Below are 18,486 nucleotides of genomic sequence, written 5' to 3'. Positions count from 1 at the left end.
TAAATTAAAAAACTCCCAAGAATTTCTTTCTCTTAATGAGTTCTGGAATTTCTTTATGTACTATTTTGTTCTCTATCAAGGCTTCAGAATTTTCTATGAAGAGGTAAACAAAATCTACACCGAAATCCTTATCTATAATTTTAAATGCTTCATTCAGTTTAAAACTGCGATTGTTAGTATTATGAGCATCGGATGCAATAAAGTGAGTCAAATTATTCTCAATTAACTGCTTTGAAAACTTTTGAACTGGTTTTCCAAAATATCCAGCAATACTGGCAGCAGTAACTTGTGTTAATGCGCCATTTTTCACAATATCATAGAGGATTTTGGGATTATTAAGTAATTCCTTATTTCTTTCCGGATGGACTATGATAGGAGTTAAACCTTTGACTTGTATATCATAAAGTAATCTTTCCGAATATCTTGGGACTGACGAAGTGGGAAATTCAATAAACAGGTAATCAGTATCGTTAAGTGTTAGAATCTCTCCCTTTTGGTAATCTTCTAATAACTCTCCGAAAATCCTATTTTCCTGTCCTGGAAGAATGGTAAGTGGAATATTTTCATTTGTTAATTCACTATTTAATTTTATAACATTTTTCAGTACTTCTTCTTTTATATTTTCATATCTATTATTACGATGATGTGGAGTGGCTATAATTGTATGTATCCCTTCTTTTACTGCCTCTCTTGCCATCAATAAACTCTCTTCTACTGAGGATGGCCCATCATCTATACCTGGTAATATATGACAATGAATATCAATCATAAAGTACACCCTTCTTTTTCTGGTATATTATATTATTACAGAACAAACTAATTTTTAGTTTGTTCCGTAATAATAATAGCTTCCTTTTTTGTCAACTTTTTTATTATTAAGCACTACTCCTAATAGTCGACCATTAGTTGCATTTAGAAGATCCTTCGTTTTTAAAAGCGAGTCTTTTTCAGTTTTACCACTACTTACAACCAACACACTACCTTGACATAAATTACTAAGAATCTGTGCATCTGTTACAGCAAGTACAGGCGGCGTATCAAAGATAATGAAATCAAATTCTTCTAATGCTTTGCTCATAAAATGTTGCATAGCTTTAGATCCCAATAATTCAGAGGGATTAGGTGGTATCGGTCCACTTGAAAGTACATATAAATTATTTTCGTCTGTTTTATTAACAGCTTCCATTAAATCTACTTGGTTAGTTAAAACTGTTGTTAAACCATTTTGGTTAGTTAGTTTAAAAGTATAATGGACTGTAGGTTTTCTTAAATCAGCATCTACTAATAGCACTGTTTTCCCTTGTTGTGCAAATACTACTGCAAGATTTGCTGTTGTAGTTGATTTCCCCTCTCCAGGTCCTGACGATGTAACCATTATTGAACGTATTTCTTCATCAATGCTTGAATATAGTATATTGGTTCTAATAGTTCTGTATTGTTCAGAAATTGGAGATTTAGGATCATATTTAGCTACTAATTTCCTTTTACTATCTAACAATCTTTTTTTGCTATTTTTACTTCCAGACAATTAACTTGCACCTCGCGTTCTTCCATTAGTAGATCCTCGCAACTTAGCTTCAAAGTTTTCATCTATTGTAGTTATAGCACCTAAAACGGGGATTTCCAATAACTTCTCAATGTCTTGCTCTGTTTTGACTGTATTATCTAAGTATTCAAGGAAAAATGCTATACAAATCCCTATAATAAGCCCGACAACTGCAGCAACAATAATATTGAGTGTTGGATTCGGACTCACTGGTGACTGATTCTCCTGATCATCAGCAAGCGGTAAAATCGTAACATTATCCACACTCATTATTTCTTTGATTTCTTTTTCGAAAACTTCTGCTGTTTTATTTGCAATATTTAGCGCAACAGCTGGACTAGGGTCCGTGACAGAAACAGTCATAATTTGCGAATTTTGAGCACTATCTACAGTAATTTTGCCATTTAACTGTGATACACTCATATCAAGATTTAACTCATTTTTAACAGTATTTAAGATAGCAGCACTTTTTAAAATTACACTATATGTACTTATCAACTGTATATTTGTCTGTACTTCATTGGTGTTATAAAAAGTGGATTCATCAGTTTTTGACTGATTAACTAATATTTGTGTAGACGATTTATATTCCGGAGTCAAAAGGAAATAACTTACAATACCACTTATTATCATTGCGATCAAAGTAATTGAAATTATTAACAGTATCCTTTTCTTTAATGTTTGAAATAGTTCTTTAAGACTGAGTGTTTCTTCCATGGCTTCCTCCTAAAAAAATTATAAAAACATGAATTATTATACCATAATCATTTGCTAAAATTGTCGATTCTTGACATTCTTTTACTAGATTGCTTACATTTTGCTCTTTTACTTTATCAAGGATTTTGTTATTTTAATAGTATTAATTTAAACTTGGGAAATTTTTCCCTGAAAATATAGAGATTTCTCTTTCATTTTCTTATTTACATAATTAAAATATCCTAATTTCCCTTGGAGGTTATAATGAAAACTTTAATAGTCACCGTTCTTGCTTTAATACTTGCAGCTGTTCTTGTAATTGGTAATATTCATTGGAATACCAAAAGTCTTGAACAAGCTTCTACTCCAGCTGTCACCAATTCAGGAACTAATACAGACCATGAGCCTGAAATAGACAAGGATTTTTATTTGGAGCTTGCTGAAAAATGGCCTGAGAATGCTAAGGAGCAATTAAAAGACAAATTAAACAGCCATAAAACATTTAAAATTGTCCTGCTTGGCTCTAATTCAATCGGCAGTGATAATTTAGGTCTGAATGATAAGTTAAAAGAAGCTCTCTCTGAGAAATACGAAAAACATATAGAATTAGAAAGTATTGTTTATGAAAACACAACAACTGATTATGTACTTGATCATGAAAGTGAAAAACTAGTTGATTTAAAACCTGATATGGTTATTTTTGAACCGTTTCTGTTAAATGATAATAATGTCGTCGCAATCCCTGACACTATATCAAACATTTCCTCCATTATAGAGGAAACGACTGTGGCTCTACCTGAGGTTACGTTTATTCTACAACCGCCAAATCAAATATATGATGCAAATCTATATCCTATGCAAGTCGCTGCATTGCAAGAATATGCAGCTGATCAAAACCTTACATATTTAAATCATTGGGAAGTTTGGCCAGCAGGTAATGATATTACAGTAAACGATTATTTGAATGCTGATGCACGACCTAATGACTCTGGATTTAAGCTTTGGAGCGATTATCTCTCTGAGTATCTTATTTCTAAATAGCGAGCTTAAAGCTCGCTATTTTTACCGGCTTTTTTGTTCTATATAACGCACGTTGTATTTTATAATAACATCATAAAAACCTTTCGTAAATAGAATTTTTGTAAATTTACCCTCTGTTTTTCTTCTATTTAATGTAAACGCTTCCTAGTTTCTTCTATTATATATACAACTATTTAAATGATGTTTATATAAACATATCACTGTCTTTTGCATAGCGGTGCCGTGTTACACAAATATAATTATATCCTCACTTTACCGTTATACTCACACATGAAATTTTAATTCATTAATAATGTTTTTATAAAAACTCAAATTTAGGTTTATAGTCTAAAATACTTGGGTATTTAGTCACTGTTATAGTGATTCAAAATTTATTTTTTATGTAACAACGAGGTGATATGTAGGACTTTAATTATAAAAATAACCTTTCTTTAATGTCCTTTAAATCGTAATCGATAAGGACGTTTTTATACGATATATCTCAGTTTAAAAATTCTTAATATCAAAAAATACAAATAAAGTTATCGCGAGGGGCAAAAATGGGAATTAGAAGAAAAGTGTTTATTGGGTTTGGTGCAATATTATTGTTTATTATAGGGTTTGCGGTAGTCGGTTACTGGGGGAATGATCGTGCTGATAATCAGATGACCAAATTGATTGATAAAGATTATAGGCTTGTTTCTTTAGCAAATACTCTTGAGGAAAATTTATCGCAACGTGTCATTATGGCACGTGGTTATGTGTTATATGGGGATGAAAAATATATAGAGCAGTTTACTGAGAATGCAGAAGAGTCTGCTGTATTAATGGATGAAATGGAAAAGTTATTAGGAGATAACGCAGATTATGCAGATGCTGTGGCTAAAACGGAAAAATGGAATAATCTTATTACCGACCAAGTAATTCCTGCATATGAAGAGGGCGGTTTCGATGCGGCAATTCCGTTAATGGAACAATACTGCCAAGTTTGGTCGACAGATGCAATGGATGCTTGGGACAAGATTAAGAATTCTGTAGATCAGCAACTAATAAATACAGGAGATAACATCATTTCTGAAAATCATGCTCAAAAGAATGTGTTTATGGTTATGGCAGTTTTGACGGCTATTATAGCGCTTGCTGTAGCAGCTTGGTTAATCTACACTGTTGTAAAACCAATTAAAGTGATTGAGAGAAGACTTACACAAATCAGTGATAATGATTTATCTGGTGAACCACTTCATTTCAATAGCAGAGATGAGTTCCAGCAGCTGGCTAATGCTGTTAATACAATGGTCGCAAGCTTAGTTGGCATGATTGACCGCATTAAAACGACAGAAGGCAGATTATTAGACACTTCGAGTCAATTGCTCACAGCAAGACAGGATTTGGAGGCGCAGTCAAGCGGAATTTTAGAATCATTTGAACAAGTAACCACTGGTTCTTTACTGCAAAAGGATACAGCTAATGATATGGCAGCTACGATGGCTGAAGGGGCAAAAGGCATTGAACTTATTGCAAACTCTTCGTCATCTGTCGCTGATTATTCTGTACGTGTGAATGACGCTGCTAATGAAGGCAATAAAGTTATTCAAGATACTTTAGACGAGTTAAAAGGTCTTAACACAACTGTCAATGAAACAGTATCTGTTATGGAAAACCTGGGAGAAAGAACAAACAGAATCGGCGCGATTTCGGAGGTTATCACTAATATCGCTGAGCAAACAAACTTGCTCGCTCTTAATGCAACAATTGAAGCAGCAAGAGCTGGTGAGCACGGTAAAGGGTTTGCTGTTGTTGCGACAGAGGTTAGAAAGCTAGCGGAGAACTCGAAGGAATCTGCAAAGGAAATTGCTGATTTGATTCAAGCAGTTAAACATGATACAGAAACGGCGGTCACTTCGACTATTAAAAGTAAAAGTGAAATGGAAAGCAGCTTGTTCTCTGCTAATAATGCTGGACTAGCCTTTAAAAACATTCTTGCTTCCATTGAAAATATTGTTGCTCAAATTCAAGAAATATCCACTACTTCTGAGGAGCTGTCCGCAAGTGTTGAGGAAATAACAGCCTCTTCTGAGGAATTAGCTGCAATCGCAAGTGAAAATGTGGACCATGTTAATGCTGTCGCTTCTGCTTCTGAAAGCCAAACTGCAACTAATGAGCAAGTAGGCAGATTAATTAATGAACTTAATGAAATGTCAAAAGAGCTTAATGATACGATGGAAAAATTCAGGTTATAGTATTGATTTATACTTCTAAGATAATATCATAACAAAGAATATAAAAAATACTGAACATAATATCCTTTATGTTCAGTATTTTTTATATTCTATTACTATTTTCACAAATCACCTAAAGAAAAACAAAACTTAAAACTAACTCTAACTACTTTGTTTTATACCTTCATTTCTATTTGAATTTTGGATTCTTAAAAGATTCTTTCCCATTTTAATAAAAAGGATTTCAATTTTATAATATAAAAAATATGAAACTAAGATATTTATAGTTAAAAAGAAAATTAGTGATAAACTAGCTATAATCAATTTATTCGTAGTGATTACAGAAAAGAAATTGATTGATATTTGAACTACAAACGGAAGTAGTATGAGATGTAGTAGATATACTGAATAAGATAAATTCGCCCCTAGATTTGCTCCTCTTGATGAGAGAAAATCATTTGCTTTTTTAAATACATTGTATAGTAATTTGGTAGCAGTAAATCTCCCATTAATTTTCTCCAAGAACATTAGCACAGTTATAATTAATACAACCAAAATAGTCATTTTACCTTGAGTTAAAGCAATAGAGACCATACCCAAGATTAAAAACTCCCATTTAATTTTTTTCAACGCTACAGTTGCTAAAAGCATACCATACACAAAAAGCGGTAATTGATATAAAATAACAGAAGGTTGTGGGAATGTGGTTAATATTCCAACTTTGCTATAAATTCCAAACAGGATAGGCATTATTATTGCTATTACTGTTGAGATAAATAATAATGATAATACACTTAAATTCATACTTTTTTTCTTATAAAAGAAGATAAGAAAAAGAAAAGGGAATACTAAATAAAATTGCATCTCTAATGATAAACTCCATGCTGGGCCTAGTATACTAACAGCGTTTTGTGGAATTAGACCATGTAAGAAAGTAAGGTGGGAAAAAAGATCAACTATACTAGGGTAATTTGATGAATAGATTAACTCCTCTCCGTAACCATTGATATTACTTTTAGTAAAATAATTCAAGATATTTACATTTAATTTATCTCTGACTGGAACAGTCAAAAATGCTGTAATAATAGCAATAAAATAAATTGGATATAATCTAAATAGTCTTTTTAGCCAAAACCGATAAAGTGTTTTTGATTGGTTAGGCAGTTCTATATCCTGCTTTAAAAGATAGTGATACATCATTAAGAACCCAGTAATTATCATAAAACCACTTACAGGGATTGAACCATTAAGTAGTTGTTCACCAAAGGGTATATGTACAAAGTTCTCTCCGCCGATGTATGCATAGAAATGATCCAATAGTACCCATAAAGCAAAGATAACTCTTAAGCCATCCAAAAATTTAGTATTTATTTGAGCCTTTTCCTTTACCTTCAAAAAAATTACCTACTTTCAAAATTAGTCCTTAACATTATATATTATTGTATTTTTTAATTATAGTTAATTTTTAAAAACTATTTGATTTTTCATTAATATAATAAAATGGAGACATATTCACTTATAATTACCATTGAGTATGAGACCTTAATTTCATAGGCAAATTAATTGAAGTAATAGAATGGAGATCTCAATCTATGTTAGATGTAAAAGAGTTAACATATCAAAATATAAAAATTAGTAAACTTAGCACATTTGATGGTTATCAAATAAATTTCCACATCAATAATCACTTGTATCAATTTCTAGTAGGAGACAAAAAGACACCCTTCCCTTTAAACGTTATGCATATCTTCAAGGAAAAAGATGTTTGTATTCTTTGCAATAAAACAATTTATCCTTACCCTGTTGGACAGCAAATATGTCTAGCATTCCAAAAGCATTTGCCTTCTTTACTAAATCATTTTCAGACTATGTATCCTAAAGACTTTATTAATTAAAAAAGGAGAATATATCTGCTATAACTGTTTCACTTCTCTCATTAATAACATAGAGTGGTGCAAAATCTAAAAAAGCTTTAGATTTTTTATTACTGTCCACATCTTCGTTACATTAGAGTGCTGACGGGTATTACATTTAGCTAGGCATACTTCTAAAAATTTACGAAAAAAACAATTTAGACTATACCACTATATAGGAATAAGTTGTGCTTTATTATTGAAGTTTAAACCCTAATAATAAGACACAATTAGAGATTAAAGTCGCTTAAATTAGAAATGGAACTTAATTAATGGACAATGGAAGAACTATTTATCACACTTACGGTTATTTATCTTTATCTAATACTCTGTTAATTTGTCCGGATGAAAGACGAACGACTTAGCTGCTTATATTAAGTTTTAAATTTTTATTAAACTCTTTTGTGAAGTTTTAGTATCATATGCAGCCTTTAATTCTTAGCTATTTTATCAATCTTGGAGTTAGTATAGTTTCATGGACACAATTTAATTAAGTCCTTACAATTATTTTGAGAGGATGTGTCCAAATTGGAACGTAAACCTGCAGGCAAAAAATTTAACGATGATTTTAAGAAAACGATTGTGGATTTGTATCATTCCGGCAGCCCGGGTAAAGAATTAAGCAGCGAATATGGCGTATCAGAAGTAACAATTTATAAATGGGTGAAAGACTTTACCCCTATTGGTTCAGAAAAAGAGGCGCTGACACCAAAAGAGTTAGCCGAGATTCAGAAAGAAAACCTTCGGTTAAAACAGGAGGTAGAAATCCTAAAAAAGGCTATGGCCATATTCGCGAAAAAGTAACCGAATCAGAGCTCATCGATTTTATCGAGGAACACAAGGATCATTATCCCGTCCAGAAAATGTGTAGAAAACCAGGAACTCACGCAGGAAATCCAACGGATTCACCTGGAAAGTAAGTCGCGTTATGGCGCACCGAAAATCCATAAGACCCTATCGAACAACGGGGTTTGTTTAAGCCTGAAGCGTGTCCAGCGCTTAATGAGAAAGGCAGGCATCCGTTAGATTACCAGGAAAAAATACCGTCCTTTCCCCTCAAAAGAAAAGGTTGTGCAGCTGGGTAATCTTTTAAAAAGAGACTTCTCTACCTGCACGATCAATGAGAAATGGTGGCGGATATTACGTATATTCCTACGGTAAAAGACGGTTGGTGCTATCTGGCCTCAGTATTGGATCTGCATTCGAAAAAAATTGTTGGCTATTCTTTTTCTCGTTTTATGACTTCGGAATTAGTGATCGAAGCACTTCAAAACGCCTGTTTTTCTCAAAAGCCCCGAAAGGGCTTAATTCTTCATACCGATCTTGGCTCACAATATACCAGCAGTGAGTTTACTCAGCATGTCCAAAAATACGGAATCAGGCAGTCTTTCAGTCAGAAAGGCTGTCCTTATGACAATGCCTGTATAGAGTCATTTCACGCCATATTAAAGAAAGAAGAAGTCTATCATACCCAGTACACAGACTACCGGGCAGCGAAGCTGGCCATGTTTCAGTTTATAGAGGACTGGTACAACAGAAACAGAATTCACAGCAGCATCGGCTATCAAACACCTCAAGCTATGGAGGATCAGATTAGAAGAACCGCTTAATACTTAACTTTTTTGTGTCCAAATTATTGACTCAAATCCAATCTCCTTGTTAGTTATGGAGCCTAATTCACTCCATTCCACTCTTCGTATTTTGTCTATATCTAATTTAGTTTTTTAAATTTCAACATGGTAAATGTTACTTCGTATTCTTCGTCTAAAAGCTTTACTCCAAATCCTCTCACAATTATTATATACTTGGATCAAGATTGGAAAATTTATTAACACTTTAGAGAAATATTTTTTAGATTACGACATTGTTTATACCTAATTCATAAAATAAATTGGCCCTTAGTTTATAAACAAACAAAAACCCTTAAAAGCTCCGTTTGACATCTGCTTTTAAGGGTTTAAAAAGTCTCACTTTATAATTGTTAAGGGTGAAACTTACATTTATATACCGTCTCTTATTTTCACATTCTTAATTGGAGACATTTGAATATAAGTACAAGTAAATAATTTCCCCATTTTAATTTATCTCATTTGATTTCTTACTATAAACTAAATAAAGCAGTAATATCAAGCTTCAATTAATTTATATTTATCTGTTTTTGAAATCTATTAGTCCTTTTTTTCATTTTCTTCTTAATTAACTGTAGGTTGTTATAAAATATATATGATAAAAAGAAAATAAATGGTGTTAGTATAAACTGAGCTAATACATTTCTTAGTGTAGATGTATCAATTATAGTAGTAATTAGTTCAAGAAAGAATACATGTGTAACATAAATACCTACTGCATTTGCTCCAATTTTAGAAACGAAACTTCCTCTAGCAATGCTAGTGTACTTAACCATGATAAGTAATAAACAAATTATTGCCGGAATTGTTGTTATAAAATAATTTATGTTAGTTGGATTCCATAAAGAATAAGTTAATAATCTCTCAATAACTTGAAAGAAGGTAAAAAATATTGTCATTGAAATCAACGGGGTAATTTTGATTATTTTAGTTGTTTTTAAAATTGTTGTTTTATTCTTAGCAAAAAAGCTTCCTAAGCTAACATAAAACAAGCCAAAGAAAAAAGCATCTCTTGTATTAAGTGGAATGTGGACTAACCCAGAATAACTTTGTCCAAACTGGCCAATAAAATGCAAGACTAAACTAATAATTAATAACGTATTTAGTTTTTTCATCTTTAAGGCTATATAAAGGATTAAAACTGCCCACAATAAAGCTATTAAGTACCATAAATGATAAGAACTATTACTCAATGTTCCATAAAAAATAAAACCAAGATTAAATAGTGATGAAAAGTATTCTTGAAATTGTTGCATCACTATTTGGAATCCTTTTGAATAATTTGTGAATAATATAACAAACAAATCATAAATAACATAAAAAATATACCAGCATACAAAAAGATTAAATATCTTTCTCATATATTTTTTAAAATACTCATGTTTAAACTCTGTAATTTCGAACTTAGTATAAAATAAATAACCGGAAATAGCAAAAAATAAAGGTACTCCTATTTTTGCGACAGCAACAATTATATTACTAACGTAGTCACCACGCACTCCAAAAATCACAGTATTATTAAATGGATTTGTATGGATACAAACTACTAAAAATATTGCAAAAAACTTAATTAAATCAATTGTATAATTTCTTTCCACTTGGTACCCCTTTCTATTTTTTTACTTTATACTCAAAAAACACTAATCTCCCTCAATAACAGGTTATTTCCCTTACAGGAGAGGAACAGCATTCAGTATGCAACTGTAATAATAGTAAATCACAATAACTCTATAATACTTTATTTAATAATATATTATTTATACACATTATAAAAGTCGAGAGGACTTTTATCACGAATTTCCATTTGAAATTACTTACCTATCCTAATATCTTCTAATGATTATTGAGTGGTGAAAACATCTATCCAATAAATATTTCTTTGTAATCCCAGAAGTGGGTTAGTTATAATAATTTTATGAATTATTATAACTAACCCTAATATATTATACAAAAAAGCACATGATTAACGACAGTAATATTGTTCTCCCGAATATTCTGTACTATAACTATCGACTAATTAGCCAAATAAAATTAGTCAAAGAACAACATTTACCTTAGGGCTTATATTACAAAATGCTGCACTTTTTTATCTAAGTTTTTTTAAAAAAAATCGAAACATAAATCCCTCTTTGATATCTGTTTTTAGAAGGTTTATTGTTTAGGTAATTTTTGAGACAATAAATAGGCTATTACTTTTTGCCCTTCATATGTTGGATGAATCTCTCCATCTATTACATATTTAGTTTCTTTGCCTTTAAATGTACTGAAGCTATCAACATAAATGACTGAAGAATAATCCTTTGTTATTCTCACAGAATACTTGTTCATTTCTTTAATAATTGAATCACCAAAATCAGCTCCTACTGTGCCGGAAGGTATTGGATTATATAAACCTATTAAATATATTGGTGAATCAGTATAGATTCTAATTTCTTTGATTATGCTATCTATATTGTTCATTGCTAGTTTTGCAGCATCTTTTATATTGATAACTTGTTTTGCAGTTGGTAAAGCTCCACCATTTTTTACTTTTTCCAAATACTCTCTTGCTGACTCTAATAAGTCAACACTACCAATATCAATACAAATTAAGTCAGCTTTTTTGATTTTAGTTTGGTAAATAGGATTATTCAATTTAGTTAATAAAGTTTTTGTATATGCGCCACTGGATGCCAAATTTGTAATGTGGTAATCTTCATTCTGGTTACCAATCAAATAAGGAAAACCATAGTTAGTTGGCTTATTTTTGGTAGTGTTGTTATCAGCATTCCACCCCAATGAGATTGAGTCACCTAAGAAAACGAATGATTTTTTACTATTTTTATTAACCTTCTGGAAAGTATAGAAACCTAACTCTTTTGTTCTTAGTATAATACTTATACCTTCTTTTCTAGATACTGCAAGTTTAGAATTTTTTTCGCCGAATAATTCTTTATATCCATTTTGGATAAGGAAATTAAAGCTAAGAATCCCTTTGTTCTTTTCCCCTAAAATCATATTTACTATTTCTGCAGCGCGTAAATAACTTATTTTTTCATTGCTTTGTTTTACATCTAAAGTATTATATTCATATTTTTCTACCGCCATCTGATAGTATCCTGCCGCCCAATATTCAGAACTATCTGTCAATATTGGTGAAACCCCATAAATCTTTGAAAGTAAAACAAAAAATTCTGCCTCTGTCATTTCCTTTTCGGGTTGTTCAATATTTCCTTTTTTCAAATATTCATTTATCCACTTAATCTTTTCATCTACCAATCTATCTTTGTAAGTTCTTTCATTATTAATTTCTTCAATTTTTATACTCATTGCTGTTATCTCTTTGCTTTTAAACGCTTGAAAATTAATTCCAAAGTAAATTACAAATACTAAAGCGATGAATAATACTAGTATCCATAAAGTTTTATTTACTTTCATTTCCCCAATGACTCTCCTTTATTCTTTCTTATCTTGGAGATATTAACACATGGATAAGATAAATGCATAGCACTTTTTTACTAATACGATATTCACAGCCTTTTAGTACTACTCCTCAGTGGATAATTTTCATCTAAAGTGGTAGCTACTCATTAGGAAAATAAGTTTCTAGCATATCATTTTATATGTATTTTTAATTCATCTATCTACAAATTTCCCCATAATATTTGAAAATCGGTACAACCAATTTTAAATATAATAAAAAAAACAACCATCTAATTTTTAGAGAGAAAAATTTGTTCTTTTTTCTAAAAAAGGATAGTTCTCTCCGTCGATCAAGAACTAGGGCTGATTTCTAATACACCGTATAAAAAAATGGCATTACTTATGCTTAGTTGTCAAATTTTAAGCGAGTAATTATACGTTATATTGCCAAAACAAATAGGACAGCTAGGACTTAAATTGAATAATTTATTTTCATTGGTTTAACCACTTTCAAATTCAAAGTACACAAGTTTTTTAACGTTAATAGAATGCAAAGGACAGGCATTTAGTGTTAATATTGAACTTCTATCCACTTAGAAGATAAGTAGATTCCCTCTCCCCCAACCTCCAAAGCTTGTATTTCATTATGACTATCCACTTTAAAACGGGAGATAATTTCAGATGTAGCTTTCATCGCATGACCTTGTTCAAATATTAGTCCTGTGCTGGCTGGATCTATTAATCTGTGTTTATGTAGATAGCCTGACAATGCTCCACTAGCTGTGCCTGTTGCACTTTCTTCGTTAATATCATAGAGTGGTGCGAAATTACGGCAAAAGGCATTTGACTTTGTATCAGTATCTAATGTAAAGACATGGTAGCCCACGACTTGATGCTTGGCACTTATTTCTTCGATTTTATTAAAATCTGGCTGCAGGCTTTGCAGCACTTTATTATTTTTGACTGGAATCAGGATATCCTTTAGGCCTGTTGAGACAACTTCAATTGGCAGGTCATCCATAATATCTGTCTCTGAAATGTTAAGTGACAGGGCAATATCCTTTTTGTCCAACTGTTGGCTGAATTCAGGATTATTCTGTGTGAGAAACACCTTTTCCCCTTCCACTCTTACTGGTAGAATGCCAGCTTTTGTTTCAATTGTGAAGCTGCCTTTGTTTATGATATTTTTTTGTACCAAAAGGGCAAAGCTTGCGATTGTGGCATGACCGCATAAATCCACTTCTGCTGCTGGTGTAAAGTATCTTATTCTATAATCGGCAGCTGCGGAGCTTTGAAGAAAGGCTGTTTCAGACAGTCCCATTTCTGTAGCGATGTACTGCATGTCTTCTGCACTCAATCCGTCTCCCTCTACTACAACTCCGGCAGGATTGCCTCCTGCTTTGTTTTTTGTAAAGGCGTTTACGACAAATACTTGTATTTTCATCTTTAAAACCTCTCTCTTTAGTTATGTTTTTATATACTTTAGTTACCTTCTATTGTAGATTGTTTTTGGTGTGTTAACTAATTTTAGGACGTGAATTTGTTATTATACTCTATAGATAAACCTATAGGAGGAATGTGGCTGTGCTCTTTTATGACAAACCTAAAAAGGTATTTTTACACAATGATCTACTAGCATATGAAAGTGAAGAAAATGATAAACAGCTCATCTATCATTTCAAAACAGGATATGTGACTGCTTTAGGGGAGTATTCAAGCAACTACGACAATGAAATGGATAAAGCTTATATTATTTATAATGGTGAAGATGTCATTTCAGTTCATAGGAGCATTTTGCGAATTGTTGATTAAGAAAAAAGAAGGTGTAATACTTTGAAAATGCCAGAGGTATACCTAATTGGCGAGCTGAGGATGAAAAACTTTGAAATCTTTCGTCTTATGCATACGAAGGAAGATGGCTGGAACTATGTTATTGGATTTCTACTTGTAGAAGACTGCAACAGAAAAAGCAGGATATCGGATTATCCTTTTTTAGAAGAGGTTTACAAAGACACTCCTGAAGAGTTTGATGCATCTGAAAATATAATAAAGTTACAGGTAATAATCACAGAACCAATGACTAAGAAAGACATAAAGGTTTTAGAGCATATCAGTGTCAGCTTAGTAGAATTCAAGGAGCAGACTGCTGTTACCTTTTCCGTTATTGTGAGGGAAGACCTAAATGAGTTAATCGATCAGCTTGATGAAAATCCTTTTGCTGTTTATACAGAACTACTGCTGTACACAGAGGCAAAGCCTGCAGTTTCTCATTTTAAGAAGGAATCATTAAGGAGACTTTTTCAGGAGGATACCTCTTGAAATATAACACCAAGGTATCTGTCGGTGTGTGAGTGTGACAATAGATACCTTGGATAGGAACTAAGACCTATAAATGGTATTATATTGCCATTTTCACTTAAGGCATAGTGGTAATATAACCCAGTCTTTCGAAGAAATAAAAAAAGCCCTTCTCTTAAAGTAGATGGGCATTAAACTTATTATGAGATCTTTCTCTTCTTTCCACATCGAACACACTTATCAGTATAATAACTGAATTTATGTCTACGTTTACATAGACAAATTATCGCTTTGAAAAACATGTTGACACTCCCCTTGATGATTATTCAATCGAGGTAGTCCAGCCATCATAGAATTCCTTAGACCTGTGACTTTGCGTCCCATTTTTTCAATATGGTTTGCCTTTGTCTGGATTGGAAAGATAATATGGATATATTAACACTATGAAGATATTATTACCATTAACAAGAGATTACAGTATTGTTAACTTTATAATAAGAACTAGTTAGTAGTTCATCGTGTGTTCAAAAAATAAAAACCTTAAAAGCACCATTAGACAGCGGGCTTTTAAGGTTAGAAAAGAAACTCTGACATCAAAACAATAGATTAGGGTTGGTTACTATTGTTTTGTGGGAACTTACAGTAATATATCAACAATACAATTTTCTTAACTACTAGATAAGATAGTACTCCCTACAAGAACTACACTTGTATAAGTTATATCTTGAAACCGTAAAAGTATTTATGCCCCTTTTCCCAGGTCTTACTAGAAAGTGCATTAATATAATTAATGAAATTCTTATAATTACTTGCATTAATTATTGTATTATAATCTGAAGGTACTTTCTCACCAGTAAAAACAGATAATAATGATAGAATCAATGCCATTCTTAATGGCTCCTCTTAATTTACTGCAACCATGACCCTTCGCATTAATTTTTTTGCCATATCTCCGGGAAAAGCCAAATTCTGATAAAAATAATAGTTTTCCTTATCATTCTCATCACAATACTTAAAATAAAAATCTCCTATCTCTTGAACACCTGCCTCTTCACCTAATTCCTCTTCAAAATTAAGGAAGAAATCAATAGAGTCTTTTATTATAATAGCTGTATCAGTAACATCCTCCCACTCTTCAAGTAAGGCTAATAGATAAGGGATTACTTCAAGAGAAAGGGATGTCACAGCAGCTGACGCAAAAGTGTTAATAGTTTCTTCACTACCATCAGATAAGAAATGGAGATTATTAGAATCTCTTAAATCTCCATGAGTTGCAACAGCTAAGAAAACTCTAATACATAAATTTAAAACAGCTTCATCTTTAGTTCGATTCATTAATTGAATCAACAAAGGTTTTTGCGTGAAATCACCAAGTTTATATAACTCTATTAAGTTTAATAAAACGTCCCTTTCTGTATCAGCATATAAAATATTTGCCTTTATTTCTGGTAGTGGTAAGGTAGATTTTTCGCCAAACCATATACTATTCATAAGGTTTTTGTTTTCACTCATATTTACACCAACTTTCATTCATTGGATTATCTTTTTCCATATTGAGTGTTAATCATTTTTAGTAAAAGATTGAATCAATTTTAAATCTGTTTCTATTGGAGAAAGTTTTTGCTTTATTATACAACCTTTTGTATCCCATTCTGTATACTGAAGCGCTAAACCAAATTTGTATTCTCCTTCAAATTTTATATCTCCACTTTCGTACCAGACTCTTTCTGTACCATTACTTTGTCCATGAATTAAAACTTTCACTGACTTTAAATTCCCATTCTTATAAAATTCCACTAACTCGCCTTCAATAAAACCCCTAACATAATAGGTATAGTATATTAAATTACCATTATCATATAATTCATAAGCTAAGCCTGTAAAAGGTTTTCCATTCTCGTCCTTAGGATTATCTAAAACTTCATCACTATATGACGCAAACCATAACTCTTCGTCAAAATTAGTCCCTTTCTTCCAACATATCCTCAAACTTCTCTGTTCCATGCTCTACGAAATATTCATATTCCGATTGAGAAATAAAAAATGCTAACAGCATTCTACCATCTCTGTCATTGTTCTCAGTGCGAACCGTGTTATATTCCTCAGGAAAAGCAAATGGGTCAGTAAAGTAAAGTGCGCTTTTACTATATTTTTCAACAAACTTTTTATCGATATTTTCTATTCCGCTTATCGCTACTCCTCTCCCAATCTCTATTTGTTGCCCAATACAGTAAAATAGTGCATTAGCAAGAATATAACCTGTACTATTAAAGGCTCCATCAACTACTATAGAAACTTCTACATTGTCACCTACTATTTCATCATATTTGCTTAATCCAAGTGTATTATAAACTAAACATTCCTCAAATACATTTTCGTATTTTAAAACCTGTATACTAGGCATTTCTTCATTATTTCGAAAGACTTCTCGATCAACTGAATTGCCTAAATATTTATTGTAATGATCGTAATAAAGTTCTCCATAGTTAGTCATCTTTTTTTGCTCCTTTATAAGTTCCTTCTATTCCTTCGAATGCATGGCTTATATTACATTCATGACATTGAACTCTTAATCGACTATTGTACTCATCTAACACTTCTTTTCTATTTGGTTGAATTTCTCCTGCTTTCATACTTACAATTCTTTCTGCCCAAGTATCTGGATAGTGGTCTAAGTCATATCCAATTCTTTTTACGGGTCCATTTTTAGTGTTAATGGTAATACTATCTGGAATGTCTTTTCCACAAGTAGGACAAATCATATTACCATTTATTCTTAGGTGCTTAATTTTCTGCTTTTGTCCGAGAACCTTTTCAAGCTACTTCTTTTTTTATATAATTTCTCGGCATTCTTTCCCTCATTGCCACTCTTCGCTATCATACTCAAATACTCGCTCTTATCCCCGCTAACCTTCCTTAAATAAGACCCCACATCACCATCCCCACCGCAAACGCCACATTAAGACCAGTATGAAGGCTCCATCAAAAATCATCCATAAACGCTCTTGAAACATCCGCTCCTTGCTTGCCGATCTGTACGGTTGAGTTCAGTGCTTGTTAATTAAAGTTTAGTTTCTTACCTTGCCATTCCTGGAACAAACGCAAGTTCTATTGAAATTTATAAAATAAAAAGCACCTGTTGCCTAATAGGCAATTAAGTGCTTTATTAATGATTCTATTTTTAATCTCTTCTCTATATTGACAAGCATATTAATCTTTTCAGGCTACCCGCCTGTAACACTTTTTTATTCTTTTTCCTCCATCTTCTGCTTTAAATATTCAGCGATTTCTGTTTGCCCAAATTGTCTAGCGTATTCATATGCATCCATATTCTTAATATTCTCTCCAGTATATCTAATTGAAATATCTATTCCTTTTTCAACTAGAAACTCAGCTACTTCTTTATGCCCGCCATAAATTGCTCCAAATAACGGATTTCTTTTTGCTAAGCTTACATCTAATTCTGCACCATTCTCAATTAAATACTTTACTATCTCCATATGCCCCTCTCCTGCTGCCAAATTTAATGCAGAAGCATCAAAGGTACCACCTTTAGCATCAATATCTATACCTTTACTAATTAGATACTCAACTATTTCAAGGTGTCCTCTCTTGGCAGCTACATGTAACCACGTACCAAATGAAGTCATGGCATTTAAAATTTCATTATCATCACCTATTAATTGTTTTACTTCATTGATATCACCCATTTTAATTGCATTCCTTATTGCTTTGTTTATACTTTTTTGTTCCAAAACATATCC

Annotated in this window: 16 protein-coding genes, 2 pseudogenes and 1 riboswitch; of the genes and pseudogenes, 6 read left to right on the top strand and 12 right to left on the bottom strand. The window is 32.1% G+C overall.

Annotated elements, in window-relative coordinates:
- Positions 1–4 precede the first annotated feature (4 nt).
- From CEQ21_RS15025 to CEQ21_RS15015, 3 genes are read right to left on the bottom strand one after another with little or no spacing between them, the layout of a single operon-like run.
- Positions 5–769: a tyrosine-protein phosphatase gene (locus CEQ21_RS15025; RefSeq protein ID WP_185765219.1), complete on the bottom strand. Its 765-nt coding sequence runs from the start codon at positions 767–769 to the stop codon at positions 5–7.
- A 54-nt stretch (positions 770–823) separates the two neighbouring features.
- A complete protein-coding gene (locus CEQ21_RS15020) occupies positions 824–1,528 on the bottom strand; it encodes a CpsD/CapB family tyrosine-protein kinase (protein ID WP_185765218.1) in 705 nt (234 codons plus the stop codon).
- On the bottom strand, positions 1,529–2,263 hold the full coding sequence (locus CEQ21_RS15015) for a YveK family protein (RefSeq protein ID WP_185765217.1): 735 nt from the start codon (positions 2,261–2,263) through the stop codon (positions 1,529–1,531).
- A 243-nt stretch (positions 2,264–2,506) separates the two neighbouring features.
- Here CEQ21_RS15015 and CEQ21_RS15010 point away from each other — a divergent pair, with 243 nt between their 5' ends.
- Both CEQ21_RS15010 and CEQ21_RS15005 read left to right on the top strand, forming a co-directional pair.
- A complete protein-coding gene (locus CEQ21_RS15010) occupies positions 2,507–3,283 on the top strand; it encodes an SGNH/GDSL hydrolase family protein (RefSeq protein WP_185765216.1) in 777 nt (258 codons plus the stop codon).
- Positions 3,284–3,822: 539 nt separating this feature from the next.
- On the top strand, positions 3,823–5,502 hold the full coding sequence (locus tag CEQ21_RS15005) for a methyl-accepting chemotaxis protein (RefSeq protein ID WP_185765215.1): 1,680 nt from the start codon (positions 3,823–3,825) through the stop codon (positions 5,500–5,502).
- A 141-nt stretch (positions 5,503–5,643) separates the two neighbouring features.
- On the opposite strand, the gene CEQ21_RS15000 is transcribed toward CEQ21_RS15005, so the two are convergent.
- Positions 5,644–6,876, bottom strand: coding sequence for an acyltransferase family protein (locus tag CEQ21_RS15000; protein WP_185765214.1), 1,233 nt, complete (start codon positions 6,874–6,876; stop codon positions 5,644–5,646).
- A gap of 197 nt (positions 6,877–7,073) precedes the next feature.
- On the opposite strand from CEQ21_RS15000, the gene CEQ21_RS14995 reads away from it, so the two are divergent.
- The gene (locus CEQ21_RS14995) at positions 7,074–7,376 is read left to right on the top strand and encodes a hypothetical protein (RefSeq protein ID WP_185765213.1); all 303 of its coding nucleotides are present in this window, start codon (positions 7,074–7,076) and stop codon (positions 7,374–7,376) included.
- Positions 7,377–7,922: 546 nt separating this feature from the next.
- A pseudogene (locus tag CEQ21_RS14990) lies at positions 7,923–9,004 on the top strand (IS3 family transposase).
- A gap of 527 nt (positions 9,005–9,531) precedes the next feature.
- Here CEQ21_RS14990 and CEQ21_RS14985 read toward each other — a convergent pair.
- From CEQ21_RS14985 to CEQ21_RS14975, 3 genes are all read right to left on the bottom strand, one after another.
- Complete coding sequence (locus CEQ21_RS14985; protein ID WP_185765212.1) at positions 9,532–10,620, bottom strand: acyltransferase; 1,089 nt, start codon at positions 10,618–10,620, stop codon at positions 9,532–9,534.
- Positions 10,621–11,173: 553 nt separating this feature from the next.
- A complete protein-coding gene (locus CEQ21_RS14980; RefSeq protein ID WP_185765211.1) occupies positions 11,174–12,439 on the bottom strand; it encodes a GDSL-type esterase/lipase family protein in 1,266 nt (421 codons plus the stop codon).
- Between the two features lie 556 nt (positions 12,440–12,995).
- Positions 12,996–13,868 carry a PhzF family phenazine biosynthesis protein gene (locus CEQ21_RS14975; RefSeq protein WP_185765210.1) on the bottom strand — a complete coding sequence of 291 codons (873 nt, stop codon included), beginning with the start codon at positions 13,866–13,868 and terminating at the stop codon, positions 12,996–12,998.
- 140 nt (positions 13,869–14,008) lie between these two features.
- Here CEQ21_RS14975 and CEQ21_RS14970 point away from each other — a divergent pair, with 140 nt between their 5' ends.
- Positions 14,009–14,236 carry a hypothetical protein gene (locus tag CEQ21_RS14970; RefSeq protein ID WP_185765209.1) on the top strand — a complete coding sequence of 76 codons (228 nt, stop codon included), beginning with the start codon at positions 14,009–14,011 and terminating at the stop codon, positions 14,234–14,236.
- A gap of 27 nt (positions 14,237–14,263) precedes the next feature.
- Positions 14,264–14,743: a hypothetical protein gene (locus tag CEQ21_RS14965; protein WP_185765208.1), complete on the top strand. Its 480-nt coding sequence runs from the start codon at positions 14,264–14,266 to the stop codon at positions 14,741–14,743.
- Between the two features lie 310 nt (positions 14,744–15,053).
- Positions 15,054–15,135: riboswitch (cyclic di-GMP riboswitch) on the bottom strand.
- A 304-nt stretch (positions 15,136–15,439) separates the two neighbouring features.
- Here the strand turns inward: CEQ21_RS14965 and imm47 are convergent.
- From imm47 to CEQ21_RS14940, 5 genes and pseudogenes are all read right to left on the bottom strand, one after another.
- Positions 15,440–16,234, bottom strand: a pseudogene (gene imm47, locus CEQ21_RS14960) (Imm47 family immunity protein).
- 48 nt (positions 16,235–16,282) lie between these two features.
- Positions 16,283–16,726 (bottom strand): toxin-antitoxin system YwqK family antitoxin, encoded by a 444-nt coding sequence (locus CEQ21_RS14955; protein ID WP_185765207.1) that lies wholly within the window; start codon positions 16,724–16,726, stop codon positions 16,283–16,285.
- A complete protein-coding gene (locus CEQ21_RS14950; protein ID WP_185765206.1) occupies positions 16,683–17,216 on the bottom strand; it encodes a suppressor of fused domain protein in 534 nt (177 codons plus the stop codon). The genes CEQ21_RS14955 and CEQ21_RS14950 overlap by 44 nt, the downstream gene beginning before the upstream one ends.
- Entirely contained in the window at positions 17,209–17,484 is a 276-nt protein-coding gene (locus tag CEQ21_RS14945) for a GH-E family nuclease (protein WP_185765205.1), read from the bottom strand. Before CEQ21_RS14945 ends, CEQ21_RS14950 begins: the two co-directional genes overlap by 8 nt.
- Before the next feature lie 483 nt (positions 17,485–17,967).
- Positions 17,968–18,477 (bottom strand): ankyrin repeat domain-containing protein, encoded by a 510-nt coding sequence (locus CEQ21_RS14940; protein WP_185765204.1) that lies wholly within the window; start codon positions 18,475–18,477, stop codon positions 17,968–17,970.
- Positions 18,478–18,486 lie beyond the last annotated feature (9 nt).

The organism is Niallia circulans (assembly GCF_007273535.1).
Classification (GTDB): Bacteria; Bacillota; Bacilli; order Bacillales; family Cytobacillaceae; genus Niallia; species Niallia circulans_B.
Note: the sequence above shows the minus strand (reverse complement) of the source record. Positions and strands in the feature narration are given on the sequence as shown.

Bases quoted from the DNA above. Each gene is read 5' to 3' on its own strand.
- CEQ21_RS15025 (WP_185765219.1), bottom strand. From the start codon at position 769: ATGATTGATATTCATTGTCATATATTACCAGGTATAGATGATGGGCCA.
- CEQ21_RS15015 (WP_185765217.1), bottom strand. From the start codon at position 2,263: ATGGAAGAAACACTCAGTCTTAAAGAACTATTTCAAACATTAAAGAAA.
- CEQ21_RS15010 (WP_185765216.1), top strand. From the start codon at position 2,507: ATGAAAACTTTAATAGTCACCGTTCTTGCTTTAATACTTGCAGCTGTT.
- CEQ21_RS15005 (WP_185765215.1), top strand. From the start codon at position 3,823: ATGGGAATTAGAAGAAAAGTGTTTATTGGGTTTGGTGCAATATTATTG.
- CEQ21_RS14995 (WP_185765213.1), top strand. From the start codon at position 7,074: ATGTTAGATGTAAAAGAGTTAACATATCAAAATATAAAAATTAGTAAA.
- CEQ21_RS14980 (WP_185765211.1), bottom strand. From the start codon at position 12,439: ATGAAAGTAAATAAAACTTTATGGATACTAGTATTATTCATCGCTTTA.
- CEQ21_RS14975 (WP_185765210.1), bottom strand. From the start codon at position 13,868: ATGAAAATACAAGTATTTGTCGTAAACGCCTTTACAAAAAACAAAGCA.
- CEQ21_RS14965 (WP_185765208.1), top strand. From the start codon at position 14,264: ATGCCAGAGGTATACCTAATTGGCGAGCTGAGGATGAAAAACTTTGAA.
- CEQ21_RS14955 (WP_185765207.1), bottom strand. From the start codon at position 16,726: ATGGAACAGAGAAGTTTGAGGATATGTTGGAAGAAAGGGACTAATTTT.
- CEQ21_RS14950 (WP_185765206.1), bottom strand. From the start codon at position 17,216: ATGACTAACTATGGAGAACTTTATTACGATCATTACAATAAATATTTA.
- CEQ21_RS14945 (WP_185765205.1), bottom strand. From the start codon at position 17,484: ATGATTTGTCCTACTTGTGGAAAAGACATTCCAGATAGTATTACCATT.